Source organism: Enterobacter sp. HK-058-C-ECC, from assembly GCF_047531125.1.
In the GTDB taxonomy this organism is placed as follows: Bacteria; Pseudomonadota; Gammaproteobacteria; order Enterobacterales; family Enterobacteriaceae; genus Enterobacter; species Enterobacter quasiroggenkampii.
Genome location: NZ_JBLKCH010000001.1, coordinates 330,595 through 343,091 on the forward strand (window position 1 = coordinate 330,595; position 12,497 = coordinate 343,091).

At 56.4% G+C, this 12,497-nt stretch carries 11 protein-coding genes; 6 read left to right on the forward strand and 5 right to left on the reverse strand.

Translation table 11 applies throughout. From position 1 onward, the window contains the following. Positions 1-114: 114 nt before the first annotated feature. Genes lolC through cobB form a run of 5 tightly spaced genes read left to right on the forward strand, consistent with a single transcriptional unit; the run spans position 115 to position 5,053 of the window. Positions 115-1,314, forward strand: coding sequence for a lipoprotein-releasing ABC transporter permease subunit LolC (gene lolC, locus ACMWJS_RS01610; protein WP_045372942.1), 1,200 nt, complete (start codon positions 115-117; stop codon positions 1,312-1,314). Beyond that, positions 1,307-2,008: a lipoprotein-releasing ABC transporter ATP-binding protein LolD gene (gene lolD, locus ACMWJS_RS01615; RefSeq protein ID WP_008500772.1), complete on the forward strand. Its 702-nt coding sequence runs from the start codon at positions 1,307-1,309 to the stop codon at positions 2,006-2,008. The genes lolC and lolD overlap by 8 nt, the downstream gene beginning before the upstream one ends. After that, positions 2,008-3,252 carry a lipoprotein-releasing ABC transporter permease subunit LolE gene (gene lolE, locus ACMWJS_RS01620; RefSeq protein WP_045352893.1) on the forward strand — a complete coding sequence of 415 codons (1,245 nt, stop codon included), beginning with the start codon at positions 2,008-2,010 and terminating at the stop codon, positions 3,250-3,252. Before lolD ends, lolE begins: the two co-directional genes overlap by 1 nt. Positions 3,253-3,305: 53 nt before the next feature. Beyond that, entirely contained in the window at positions 3,306-4,217 is a 912-nt protein-coding gene (gene nagK, locus ACMWJS_RS01625) for an N-acetylglucosamine kinase (RefSeq protein ID WP_167212737.1), read from the forward strand. Between the two features lie 14 nt (positions 4,218-4,231). Beyond that, positions 4,232-5,053 (forward strand): Sir2 family NAD+-dependent deacetylase, encoded by an 822-nt coding sequence (gene cobB, locus ACMWJS_RS01630; protein WP_021240739.1) that lies wholly within the window; start codon positions 4,232-4,234, stop codon positions 5,051-5,053. 45 nt (positions 5,054-5,098) lie between these two features. Here the strand turns inward: cobB and ACMWJS_RS01635 are convergent, their stop codons facing one another. After that, positions 5,099-7,030: a methyl-accepting chemotaxis protein gene (locus ACMWJS_RS01635; protein WP_167212740.1), complete on the reverse strand. Its 1,932-nt coding sequence runs from the start codon at positions 7,028-7,030 to the stop codon at positions 5,099-5,101. Between the two features lie 237 nt (positions 7,031-7,267). Here ACMWJS_RS01635 and ACMWJS_RS01640 point away from each other — a divergent pair, with 237 nt between their 5' ends. Further along, positions 7,268-8,497: an EAL and HDOD domain-containing protein gene (locus ACMWJS_RS01640; protein ID WP_414746496.1), complete on the forward strand. Its 1,230-nt coding sequence runs from the start codon at positions 7,268-7,270 to the stop codon at positions 8,495-8,497. Between the two features lie 47 nt (positions 8,498-8,544). Here ACMWJS_RS01640 and potD read toward each other — a convergent pair whose 3' ends face one another. The 4 genes from potD to potA are packed head-to-tail and all read right to left on the reverse strand — an operon-like array spanning position 8,545 to position 12,347. Then, positions 8,545-9,579, reverse strand: coding sequence for a spermidine/putrescine ABC transporter substrate-binding protein PotD (gene potD / locus ACMWJS_RS01645; protein WP_045910216.1), 1,035 nt, complete (start codon positions 9,577-9,579; stop codon positions 8,545-8,547). After that, positions 9,576-10,367, reverse strand: coding sequence for a spermidine/putrescine ABC transporter permease PotC (gene potC / locus ACMWJS_RS01650; RefSeq protein ID WP_414746497.1), 792 nt, complete (start codon positions 10,365-10,367; stop codon positions 9,576-9,578). Before potC ends, potD begins: the two co-directional genes overlap by 4 nt. Continuing rightward, positions 10,364-11,221: a spermidine/putrescine ABC transporter permease PotB gene (gene potB, locus ACMWJS_RS01655; RefSeq protein ID WP_414746498.1), complete on the reverse strand. Its 858-nt coding sequence runs from the start codon at positions 11,219-11,221 to the stop codon at positions 10,364-10,366. The genes potC and potB overlap by 4 nt, the downstream gene beginning before the upstream one ends. Beyond that, positions 11,205-12,347, reverse strand: a complete 1,143-nt coding sequence (gene potA, locus ACMWJS_RS01660) for a spermidine/putrescine ABC transporter ATP-binding protein PotA (protein ID WP_167213168.1) — start codon at positions 12,345-12,347, stop codon at positions 11,205-11,207. Before potA ends, potB begins: the two co-directional genes overlap by 17 nt. Between the last annotated feature and the right edge of the window lie 150 nt (positions 12,348-12,497).

Genomic DNA, 12,497 nt, shown 5'->3' on the forward strand with positions numbered 1-12,497 from the left:
ATTTATCTGAATTTTTCGGAAAAATGATTACCAAAGCTTACGGTTTCAGTCATTTACGCTTAACGGATTCGCTTATATACTCGTGGGTCTGCTATCAGCAAACAGACGGACTTCATGTATCAACCTGTCGCACTCTTCATAGGCTTACGCTACATGCGTGGGCGCGCCGCGGACCGCTTCGGTCGCTTTGTCTCCTGGCTTTCGACTATTGGCATTACGCTTGGCGTGATGGCACTGGTGACGGTGCTTTCCGTCATGAATGGCTTTGAGCGCGAGCTGCAAAACAACATCCTGGGGCTGATGCCGCAGGCCGTTCTCTCATCGACTAACGGTTCGGTTAACCCACAGCAGCTGCCGGAAAGCGCGGCGAAGTTACAGGGCGTCACGCGCGTTGCGCCGTTGACCACCGGTGACGTGGTGCTGCAAAGCGCCCGCAGCGTGGCGGTCGGCGTGATGCTGGGTATCGACCCGGCACAAAAAGATCCGCTGACGCCGTATCTCGTTAACGTGAAGCAGACTGACCTGGAAGCCGGGAAATACAACGTGATTCTGGGTGAGCAGCTTGCCGGCCAGCTTGGCGTCAACCGTGGCGACCAGCTGCGCGTGATGGTGCCTTCAGCCAGCCAGTTTACGCCGATGGGGCGCCTGCCAAGCCAGCGCCTGTTCAACGTAATTGGTACCTTTGCCGCCAACAGCGAAGTCGATGGCTACCAGATGCTGGTTAACATCCAGGACGCGTCACGCCTGATGCGCTACCCGGCCGGAAATATCACCGGCTGGCGCCTGTGGCTTGACGCGCCGCTGAAGGTGGATACCCTCAGCCAGCAAAAACTGCCGGACGGCACCAAATGGCAGGACTGGCGCGAGCGCAAAGGCGAGCTGTTCCAGGCCGTGCGGATGGAGAAAAACATGATGGGGCTGCTGCTGAGCCTGATCGTCGCCGTGGCGGCATTTAACATCATCACCTCGCTGGGGCTGATGGTGATGGAGAAGCAGGGCGAGGTCGCTATCCTGCAAACCCAGGGGCTGACGCCGCGCCAGATCATGGCCGTGTTTATGGTGCAGGGCGCCAGCGCCGGTATCATCGGTGCGCTGCTCGGTGCCGTGCTGGGGGCACTGCTTGCCAGCCAGCTCAACAACTTAATGCCGATTATCGGCGCGCTGCTCGACGGCGCAGCGCTGCCGGTGGCTATCGAGCCGCTGCAGGTGGTCGGTATTGCGCTGGCCGCGATGGCCATTGCGCTGCTTTCAACGCTTTATCCTTCCTGGCGCGCCGCCGCCACTCAACCCGCTGAGGCTTTACGTTATGAATAAGATCCTGTTGCAATGCGACAACCTGTCCAAACGCTATCAGGAAGGCACTGTGCAAACCGACGTGCTGCACAATGTGAGCTTTAGCGTGGGCGAAGGCGAGATGATGGCGATTGTCGGCAGCTCCGGCTCCGGTAAAAGTACCTTATTACATCTGCTGGGCGGGCTGGATACCCCAACCAACGGCGACGTGATTTTCTCCGGCCAGCCGATGAGCAAAATGTCCTCAGCGGCGAAGGCCGAGCTGCGCAACCGCGAGCTGGGCTTTATCTACCAGTTCCACCACCTGCTGCCGGATTTCACGGCGCTGGAAAACGTGGCGATGCCGCTGCTGATTGGCAAAAAGAAACCCGCAGAAATTAACGCCCGCGCCAGCGACATGCTGAAAGCGGTAGGGCTGGGCCATCGCGGTAACCACCGTCCGTCGGAGTTGTCCGGCGGCGAACGCCAGCGCGTGGCGATTGCCCGTGCGCTGGTCAACAACCCGCGTCTGGTGCTGGCGGATGAGCCCACCGGTAACCTGGACGCCCGCAATGCGGACAGTATTTTCCAGCTTCTGGGCGAGTTGAACGCCTCACAGGGTACCGCGTTTCTGGTGGTGACCCACGATCTGCAGCTGGCAAAACGCATGGGGCGCCAGCTTGAGATGCGCGACGGTCATCTGAACGCGGAACTGACCCTGATGGGAGCAGAGTAATGGCGTCACCGTTATCGTTACTCATCGGTTTACGTTTTAGCCGCGGCCGCCGTCGCGGCGGCATGGTGTCGCTGATCTCCGTCATCTCGACCATCGGTATTGCGCTGGGTGTGGCGGTGCTGATTGTCGGCCTGAGCGCCATGAACGGTTTCGAGCGCGAGCTGAATAACCGCATTCTGGCGGTGGTGCCGCACGGGGAGATCGAACCGGTTAACCAGCCGTGGACGAACTGGAGCGATGCGCTCACCAAAGTTGAAAAAGTGCCGGGCATCGCCGCGGCCGCGCCCTACATTAACTTTACCGGGCTGGTGGAGAGCGGGGTAAACCTGCGCGCCATTCAGGTGAAAGGGGTGAACCCGGCGCAGGAAGCGCGTCTCAGCGCGCTGCCGAACTATGTGCAAAACGGCGCGTGGGCCAACTTCAGGGCGGGCGAGCAGCAGATCATCATGGGTAAAGGCGTTGCTGATGCCCTGAAGGTGAAGCAGGGCGACTGGGTGTCAATCATGATCCCCAACGCCAGCGCCGATCACAAACTGCAGCAGCCAAAACGCGTGCGCCTGCACGTTACCGGTATTCTTCAGCTGAGCGGCCAGCTTGACCACAGCTTTGCGATGGTGCCGATGGAGGACGCGCGCCAGTATCTCGACATGGGCGACAGCGTGACGGGCATTGCGATTAAGGTGAACGACGTCTTTAACGCCAACAAACTGGTGCGCGACGCGGGCAGCGTGACCAATAACTATGTCTACATCAAAAGCTGGATCGGCACTTACGGGTATATGTACCGTGATATCCAGATGATCCGCGCCATTATGTATCTGGCGATGGTGCTGGTGATTGGCGTCGCGTGCTTTAATATCGTCTCGACGCTGGTCATGGCGGTCAAGGACAAGAGCGGCGACATCGCCGTGCTGCGTACCCTCGGCGCAAAAGACGGTCTTATTCGCGCCATCTTCGTCTGGTACGGTTTGCTGGCGGGTCTGTTCGGCAGCCTGTGCGGCGTGGTGATTGGCGTGGTGGTTTCCCTGCAATTGACGCCGATTATCAACGGGATTGAAAAGCTTATTGGTCACCAGTTCCTGTCGGGTGATATCTATTTTATTGACTTCCTGCCGTCTGAACTGCACTGGCTGGATGTTTTTTATGTGCTGCTTACAGCACTTTTACTGAGTCTGCTGGCAAGCTGGTATCCGGCGCGTCGCGCAAGCCGAATTGATCCGGCGAGGGTATTAAGTGGCCAGTAATTACGTCATGATCTAGCGGCTTTCGGGTCGCCAGATCGAAAGAGGAATGCGTTATGTATTATGGATTTGATATTGGCGGCACCAAGATTGCGCTCGGCGTATTTGATAAAGACCTCAAACTGCAGTGGGAAACCCGCGTTCCCACGCCGCGCGACAGCTACGACGAATTTTTAACCGCCATTGCCGCGCTGGTGGCGCAGGCCGATGAACGCTTTGGCATGAAAGGCAGCGTCGGCATTGGTATTCCGGGCATGCCGGAAACCGACGACGGTACGCTTTACGCGGCCAACGTGCCTGCCGCCAGCGGTAAACCGCTGCGCGCCGATCTCTCTGCTCTCCTTGAACGCGACGTGCGTTTAGATAACGATGCCAACTGCTTCGCGCTCTCTGAAGCCTGGGATGATGAGTTCCGTCGCTACCCGCTGGTGATGGGGCTGATCCTCGGTACCGGCGTCGGCGGCGGAATCGTCATCAACGGTAAGCCCATCACCGGGCGCAGCTACATCACCGGCGAGTTTGGTCATATTCGCCTGCCGGTGGATGCCCTCGAGGTGGTGGGACGTGATTTTCCGCTAACCCGCTGCGGCTGTGGCCAGCACGGCTGTATTGAGAACTACCTTTCCGGCCGCGGGTTTGCATGGCTTTACGAACACTTCTATCATCAGAAACTTGAGGCCCCTCAAATCATTACCCTGTGGGAGCAAGGGGATGCGCATGCGCGTGAGCACGTCGAGCGCTATCTGGATCTGCTGGCGGTATGTCTGGGCAATATTCTCACTATCGTCGACCCGGATCTGCTGGTGATCGGGGGAGGGCTCTCAAACTTTACCGCGATTACGGAACGGTTGTCCGGGCGTTTGCCCCGACACTTATTGCCGGTTGCCCGCGTGCCGCGTATTGAACGCGCGCGACACGGGGACGCAGGAGGCATGCGCGGAGCCGCATTCCTTCATCTCACCGATTAGTTTACGAGGTTACTATGCTGTCGCGTCGCCAGGGTCGACTCAGCCGTTTTCGCAAAAACAAACGCCGCTTGCGTGAGCGTCTGCGCCAGCGGATCTTTTTCAGAGACAGAATGATGCCAGAAGCGATGGATAAACCCAGAGTGGTGGTGCTGACCGGGGCGGGGATCTCCGCCGAGTCAGGAATTCGAACCTTCCGCGCGGCGGACGGGTTGTGGGAAGAGCACCGCGTGGAGGATGTCGCCACGCCGGAAGGCTTTGCCCGCGACCCGGATCTCGTGCAGGCGTTTTACAACGCCCGCCGTCGTCAGCTTCAGCAGCCTGACGTCGCGCCGAATGCCGCGCATCTGGCGCTGGCGAAGCTGGAAGAGGCGCTGGGCGATCGTTTTCTGCTGGTAACGCAGAATATCGACAACCTGCACGAGCGGGCCGGTAACAAGAACATCATCCATATGCACGGCGAGCTGCTCAAGGTTCGCTGCGCCTGGAGCGGTCAGGTGCTGGACTGGAAAGAGGACGTGCTGCCAGAGGATAAGTGCCACTGCTGCCAGTTCCCGTCGCGCCTGCGTCCGCACGTGGTCTGGTTCGGCGAAATGCCGCTGGGAATGGATGAGATCTACAGCGCGCTGGCGATGGCCGACGTGTTTATCGCCATCGGCACATCCGGTCATGTTTATCCGGCGGCGGGGTTTGTCCACGAAGCGCGACTGCACGGCGCGCATACCGTTGAACTCAATCTTGAGCCAAGCCAGGTGGGCAGCGAGTTTGAAGAGAAACACTACGGCCTGGCAAGCACGGTTGTTCCGGAGTTTGTCGACAAGCTGCTGAAAGGGCTGTAACGCGAATCGCGTGAAAAGGCACCCGCTGGACGGGTGCCTTTTTATTTAAGAATGAAAGAACGCCAGCGTCTTCTCCAGCGATTTAGCCTGCTCGTCCAGTGAGAGCGCCGCCGCTGAGATCTGCTGAACCAGTGAAGCGTTCTGCTGGGTGGTGCTGTCCATCTGGTTAACGGCGGTACTGACCTGGCTAATCCCCCGATTCTGTTCGTCCAGCGCCTGAACAATGTCGTTGATGACCAGATGAACGTGCGACACCGCCTCAATCACCTGTTTCATCATTACGCCGGTCTCATTGACCAGCTCGACGCCTTTGCTGACGCGGCCTGAGGACTCGGCAATCAGTTGAGAGATTTCTTTGGCCGCGTTAGCGCTTCGCTGGGCAAGGTTGCGCACTTCACCTGCGACAACTGCGAAACCGCGTCCCTGTTCGCCTGCGCGCGCCGCTTCAACGGCCGCATTCAGCGCCAGAATATTGGTCTGGAAGGCGATGCCGTCGACGATGCTGTTAATCTCACCGATCTTACGTGCGCTCTCGTCAATCTCCCCGATCACCATTACCACGTCGTTTACCAGCGTTTCGCCATGCCCGGCGAGGCTCGCGGCGCGATCGGTCAGCGTGGTCGCTTTGTGCGCGTTGTCGGCGTTATTCTTCACCGTAACCGAAATCTCTTCCATGCTGGCAGCTGTTTCAACAATCGCCGCCGCCTGTTCTTCGGTACGCGAGGCGAGGTCAAGGTTGCCCGCCGAAATTTCGCTGGTCCCGCCGTGCACCGAATGGCTGGCTTCGCTGATGTTGCCGACGATGCGCTTGAGCTGCGTCTGCATGGTGTGCAGAGCATAAAAAATGCTGTGGGTATCCCCGGAACGCACCGGGATGGTGTTGTTCAGATCTCCCCGGGCGACGGCCAGGGCAATACCGGCGGCCTCGGAAGGTTCTCCCCCCACCGGACGGTCAACCTTGCGGGTAAAGATCTGGGCCATCACCAGGCTGACCGCAACGATGCTTAACACCATCAGGACGATGGCTTTCAGTAAAAATGCGCGCGCTTCGGCCATCACTTCGCTGACCGGGGTGATAATAGCCAGTTTCCACGGCGTCTGGCTGTTGCCGACGGCGATGTCCTGCCAGGTGATAAACACCTCTTCCTTCAGCAGCGGATCGTTTACCCGGGTGACGTCATGACCGGCAATCTGACCCGCGTAAGGCTTGCCTGCAGCCCGTTTGTCCGGGCTGGACACCACGTTATTGCCTGCAGACAGGAGGAGGGCGTAGCCTGTGCCGTTCCACGGTTTAATTGCGCCGATCGTGGACTGCAGCGTGGCGAGCGAGAAGTCAGAGGTAACCGAGCCCAGAAACTGACCGTCACGCATGATGGGGGCGGCAATCGAGGTGAGCATCACGTCCACGCCGTTGTAGGGGTAAATATAGGGTTCGATGATCACATCTTTATGCCGCTGTTTCGGCAGCAGATAATAATCACCGCTGCCGGGCGTTTCGATGTCCGTCAGCAGGTGCAACGCCGGTTTGCCGGTGGCATCGCGGTCGACGTAGCGGGCGTAGCGCCCGGCAGGATCTTCACCGCTCTGACCGGCAAAGGCGGCATCTTTATCGTCAAACGCGTTGGGCTCAAAGGCCATCGACATGGAGAGAAACGATGGGTGAGCCGAGAGGTAGTGGATGAGCAGCTGGTTCAGGCTCTGGCGATCGGATACGCCCGCCTCACGCAGCGCCAGAGCGCTGTTGCCCATATCCCGGGCGGCAGTCAGGGCGGAATCCAGCTGTTTGCTGACCTGTAAAGCCTGTACCTCGGCTATCTGGCGGATATGTTTTTTGGCCAGCACTTCTTGCTGCGCCATCCACTGCCACATCATAAACCCGATCGTTGCCGTAAAACCCACCGTCACGGTGAGGAAAATGGACAATAGCATCAACGTCTTGACTCTTATTTTTTGTTTTCGGACCATGGCGTCTTTCATTCTCATCTCCCGTAATATCGTGCATGTCGGGCAGGCACACAGTACTTATCGGATATTTCGTTCTCTTTCTGTAGAGCGCCGGATATATTTAATTTAAATTCCAGAATATTAAATCCCGTTAATTAGTGTGGATGCTTTTATTTTGTGCATTCAATCAAAATAGCGCTCGATAATGCTCGTTATCATCGTGTAGAAAGAGGATGCTAATAAATATTAAGTGGTAGAGGAGGATGGGATATGTACGGATTTATCGCGCGACAACCCATTTTTAACCCAGAGATGAATACCGTGGCCTATGAGCTGCTTTTCAGAGACGGGATGACAAATCGTTTTCCGGATGTGTCGGCGGAATATGCCACGTCCAGGATGATATCCGATCAGTTTTTATGTGTGCCGTCCCAGCGCATCGCAGGGGCACACACGTCGTTTATTAATTTCCCTTCAAGGATGGTCATTGACCGCAGTGGCGAAGCGCTTGATAAAGAGAGCGTGGTGATTGAGATCCTTGAAGATGCTGTGCCGGGGGCCGAACTGCTGCAGGCTGTCAGGGAGATGAATGCGCATGGCTACCAGTTTGCGCTTGATGATTTCACCCTTGCGCCAGAATGGGATGCTTTTTTACCCTATATTTCGATCCTGAAATTCGACGTCAGAAATTATACTTTAGCGCAAATTAAAGCGTATCTGAAAGCACGTAAACATCTGACCGGTCATATTAAATATCTCGCTGAAAAAGTTGAGACTAAAGAGGAATTCAACCAATACAGGGACGAGGGGTTCTCGCTGTTTCAGGGCTATTTTTTCTGCCGTCCGGAGGTCATTAAATATAAACGGCTGTCGCAAAATCAGCTGGCGATTTTCCGGCTGCAAATGGAGGTCGGACGCAATAAACCTGATTTTCGAATCATCGAGTCGTTGATAAAAACGGATCTGACGCTCTCTTATAAAATCATGCGCTATATGAAGCATACGGCGTTTAAACATGTCGGCGCCTGTAATTTCAGCAAGTTAACCCTGAGCGAGGTGCTCAGGTATCTTGGCGAAAATCAGCTCCGACGGTTTGTTGCCGTCGTGGTCCTCGCCAGTGCGGGTAATGACACCGTCAGCGAGCTTTACCCGTTAAGCATGATGCGCGGCAAGTTCTGCGAACTGATTGCAGAGACGATGAAAGACCCGATTCTGGCTGAAAATGCGTTCATGTGCGGCCTGTTTTCTTTGCTCGATATCCTTCTTGAGCTGCCGATGGCCGAGTTGATGAAGCAAATTGCGGTACCGCAGAGCGTGAGCAACGCGCTGTGCCATCAGGAGGGACAGTTAGCCGACATGATCAACCTCTGTCGTTATTATGAACAGCAGCGCTGGGACGAGGCAACCCGGGTTCGTCAGGCGCTGGGTCTGTCTGATGAGGAGGTGGTGGAGGCGATGCGAAAGGCGACGATCTGGGCAGGAGAGAATGCGGTCAGTTAATTCCCCCTCACGCCGCGCAGGCGGCGTGAAGAAGAACACGATACCGGTTAGCGGCCCGCTTTTAACTTCTGGTAATACTCTTCGTAGAGGCGGCTGGCGTCGCCGACATCGTTCTGCCATTCACCTTTACTGATGGTTTCGGCGTCCGGGTAGAGCGACTTATCGTTAGCCACGTCAGGCTTCAGCAGCTTGCGTGCGGCCAGGTTGGGCGTCGGGTAGCCAATCGTCTCGGCAACCTGTTTCGCCACGTCAGGGCGCAGCAGGAAGTCAATCAGCTTATGCGCCCCGTCCACGTTTTTCGCGTTGGCCGGGATTGAAAGACTGTCCATCCAGAAAATCCCGCCCTCTTTTGGCCAGACAACCTCAAGCGGCGTACCGGCCTGGCGGGCGACATACGCGGAACCGTTCCACACCATCCCCAGGTTCACTTCGCCTTCCATATACGGGTTTGCCGGGTTATCGGAGTTGAATGCCGCCACGTTAGGCATCAGCTTTTTCAGCTCGGTATACGCCGCTTCAATCTCTTTTGGATCCGTCGTATTGCCCGAGTAGCCCAGTTTGCGCAGCGCGATCTGGAACACTTCACGTGCGTCGTCGGTCAACAACAGGCTGCCTTTGTACTCCGGTTTCCACAGGTCGGCCCAGCTTGTCACCGATTTCGGATCGACGGCCTCGCTGTTAACGCCAATCGCGGTTGCCCCCCAGATATACGGAATGGAGTAGTCGTTATTCGGGTCAAACGGCTTGTTGAGCATCTCCGGATCGAGGTTTGAAAAATGGGTTAGCTTCGTTTTATCGATCTTCTGGATCATGCCCTCTTTGCGCATTTTGTCGACAAAGTAGGTGGAAGGAACCACCAGATCGTATGCGCCGTCTTTGTAGGTTTTGAGCTTGGCATACATGGTTTCATTCGACTCGTAGGTCGAGTAGATCACCTTGATGCCCGTCTCTTTGGTGAACTGTTCCAGCAGTCCCGGCGGCACATACTCGGTCCAGTTGTAGAAGTAGAGCGTTTTGCTGTCATCAGCGTGCGCGGCACCCATGCCAAGCACCAGCGCGGCAGCGGCGAGCATTTTTTTCATTTCATTGTCCCCTGAGATTTTGTTTTATCACGAGCAATAACCTGGCTGGCGATCACCAGAACCAGCGAAAACACCAGCAGAATGGTCGCCAGCGCGTTCACCTCAGGTGAAACGCCGACTTTCACCATCGAATAGATTTTCAACGGCAGAATTTCATAGCTCGGCCCGGTCACGAAGGAGGAGACCACCACGTCATCCATCGACAGGGTAAAGCTCAGCAGCCATCCTGCCGCCACGGCGGGCATCGCCAGCGGCAGGATGATTTTGCGCAGGATGGTCATCTCGCTGGCGCCCAGATCTTTCGCCGCCTCCAGCATGCGCACGTCGAACCCTTTCAGGCGCGCAAAGACGGTCACCACCACAAACGGCAGGCAGAAGGTGATATGGGAAAACAGCAGCGACCAGAAGCCAAGCTGAACGCCCAGCAGCATAAACAGCACCAGCAGCGAAATCGCCATCACGATGTCCGGCGACATCATCACCACAAACAGCATGCCGCTGACGAACGGCTTACCGCGAAAGCGATAGCGATAGAGCGCCACGCCGGTCAGGGAGCCAATCAGCGTGGCGAAGGTGGCGGAGAAGATCGCCATCGTCAGCGAGTGCTGAGCGGCCTGCAGCAGGCTGTCATTGTTCATCAGCAGGCTGTACCAGTCGGTGGTAAAGCCCTGCCAGTTAATCCCAAAGCGCGAGCTGTTAAACGAGTTCACGATCAAAATGATGATCGGGATATACAGGTAAGCGTAAATGGCGGTCATAAAACCGCCGCGAAGCAGTCGACCGATCATTCGAGTTCCACCTTCTTATTCAGCAGCCGTGAGGCGCGCCAGTAGACCAGCAGCATCAGACCCATCACCACCGTCAGCGTGATGCTGGTGGCGGACCCGAACGGCCAGTCGCGGATGTTGAGGAACTGGCTCTTGATCACATTCCCAATCAGCAGGTTTTTCGCCCCGCCCATCAGGTCAGAAATGTAGAACAAGCCCATCGCCGGGAGCATCACCAGCAGACAGCCCGCGATAATACCGGGCATGGTCAGCGGGATGATAATGCGGATAAAGGTCTGGAACCTGTTGGCACCCAGATCTTTTGCCGCTTCCAGCAGCGGTTTATCCAGCTTCTCAATACTGGAGTAGAGCGGCATCACCATAAACGGCAGCAGGATATAGACCAGACCGACAATCACCGCGCTCGGGGTGAACATGATGCGGATCGGCGTATCAATCACTCCCAGCCACAGCAGAAATTCATTGAGGTAGCCTTTGGTGCTGAGGAAGATTTTCAGCCCGTAGATGCGAATCAGCGAGTTGGTCCAGAACGGCACAATCAGTAAAAATAGCAGCAGGGGCCGCACCTTTTGCGGCAGGCCCGCGAGGAACCACGCGAAGGGATATCCCAGCACCAGACAGGCAATCGTGGCAATCAGCGCCATATTCAGCGAGTGCAGCAGCACGTCAAAATAGAGCGGATCGAGCAGGCGCGTGTAGTTGTCCAGCGTAAAGACCAGCGAAACGAAATGGGTATCGTCGCGGGTCAGGAAGCTGGTGGCGATAATGATCAGGTTGGGTAGAAAGACAAACAACACAAGCCAACCAACGATCGTGGCAATCACCACATTCTGGAACTTACTTGTGTTCTTCATCAGCCAGTACAACCTCCCAGCTTTCTACCCAGTTGATAACCATTTTCTGGTCGAGAGAGTGGTCGAAGTCAGGGTCGTCCTCGTTAAAGAACTCGCTGACCATCACCATTTTGCCGTTCTCCAGCTCGACGACAGACTCCAGCGTCATCCCTTTGTAGTTGCGCTCGCGGATATAGCCGATTAACCCTTCGGCCTCGGCATTGCCGTGGATTTCATCGACGCGCAGATCTTCCGGGCGCAGCAGAACGTTGAGCTTTTGTCCCTTTTCGACGGGGAAATTCACCGTGATGGCGCACTCCCGTCCTTCGACGCGGGCCCGGACGCGCTGGTCGTCCAGACGTTCGATCACCGTGGCGTCGAAGATATTGATTTCACCAATGAAGCTGGCGACAAACAGGTTCTTCGGCTCTTCGTAGATTTCACGTGGCGTGCCGTCCTGCTCGATTTTACCGTCACGCATCACCACGATGCGGTCGGACATGGTCAGGGCCTCTTCCTGGTCATGGGTGACGAAGACAAAGGTAATGCCGAGCTTGCGCTGCAGAGCCTTGAGCTCGTTCTGCATCTGCTTGCGCAGCTTGTAATCCAGCGCGGAGAGGGATTCATCCAGCAGGAGCAGACGCGGCTTGTTGACCACGGCGCGGGCGATGGCCACGCGCTGCTGCTGGCCGCCGGAAAGCTGATGCGGTTTTCGCTGGGCGAACGTCTCAAGCTGCACCATGCGCAGGGCTTCGGTGACGCGCGGTTCGATTTCATTCGCCGGGGTTTTTTGCATCCGCAGGCCAAATGCCACGTTTTCAAACACGGTCATGTGCGGGAAGAGGGCATAGCTCTGAAAGACAGTGTTGACGTGGCGGTCTTCGGCGGGAACCTGGGTGATGTCCTGGTTTTCAAGATGGATATGGCCGTTATCGACGCTTTCCAGCCCGGCGATAAGGCGCAGTACGGTTGTTTTGCCGCAGCCGGAGGGGCCAAGCAGCGTAAGAAACTCACCGTCATTGATGGTGAGAGTGAGGTCGGAAATGACGTCCTTGCCATCAAAACTTTTACGAATTCGTTCCAGTTTCACCAGCGGTGAACGGGTTTGTGTATTCAATTTTTGCGCTGTCCCATATAGACGCCTCAGGCAGCAGACTGAAGCGGGGTTTGTGTGTAACCACCTTGGTGACTCGTAATGAGGGCGGACATTCTACGGCAATCCCCTGCAATCGCCAATCCTTGTCACTGATTCATAAGCTACATTTACTAACGCATAACGATATAAACGGAAAATATT

What these genes read in the sequence shown, in the direction of transcription:
- potB (WP_414746498.1), bottom strand. Translation starts at nt 11,221, where the DNA reads ATGAAGAACACAAGTAAGTTCCAGAATGTGGTGATTGCCACGATCGTT.
- lolD (WP_008500772.1), top strand. Translation starts at nt 1,307, where the DNA reads ATGAATAAGATCCTGTTGCAATGCGACAACCTGTCCAAACGCTATCAG.
- ACMWJS_RS01640 (WP_414746496.1), top strand. Translation starts at nt 7,268, where the DNA reads ATGTACGGATTTATCGCGCGACAACCCATTTTTAACCCAGAGATGAAT.
- nagK (WP_167212737.1), top strand. Translation starts at nt 3,306, where the DNA reads ATGTATTATGGATTTGATATTGGCGGCACCAAGATTGCGCTCGGCGTA.
- potD (WP_045910216.1), bottom strand. Translation starts at nt 9,579, where the DNA reads ATGAAAAAAATGCTCGCCGCTGCCGCGCTGGTGCTTGGCATGGGTGCC.
- lolE (WP_045352893.1), top strand. Translation starts at nt 2,008, where the DNA reads ATGGCGTCACCGTTATCGTTACTCATCGGTTTACGTTTTAGCCGCGGC.
- lolC (WP_045372942.1), top strand. Translation starts at nt 115, where the DNA reads ATGTATCAACCTGTCGCACTCTTCATAGGCTTACGCTACATGCGTGGG.
- ACMWJS_RS01635 (WP_167212740.1), bottom strand. Translation starts at nt 7,030, where the DNA reads ATGAAAGACGCCATGGTCCGAAAACAAAAAATAAGAGTCAAGACGTTG.
- cobB (WP_021240739.1), top strand. Translation starts at nt 4,232, where the DNA reads ATGCTGTCGCGTCGCCAGGGTCGACTCAGCCGTTTTCGCAAAAACAAA.
- potC (WP_414746497.1), bottom strand. Translation starts at nt 10,367, where the DNA reads ATGATCGGTCGACTGCTTCGCGGCGGTTTTATGACCGCCATTTACGCT.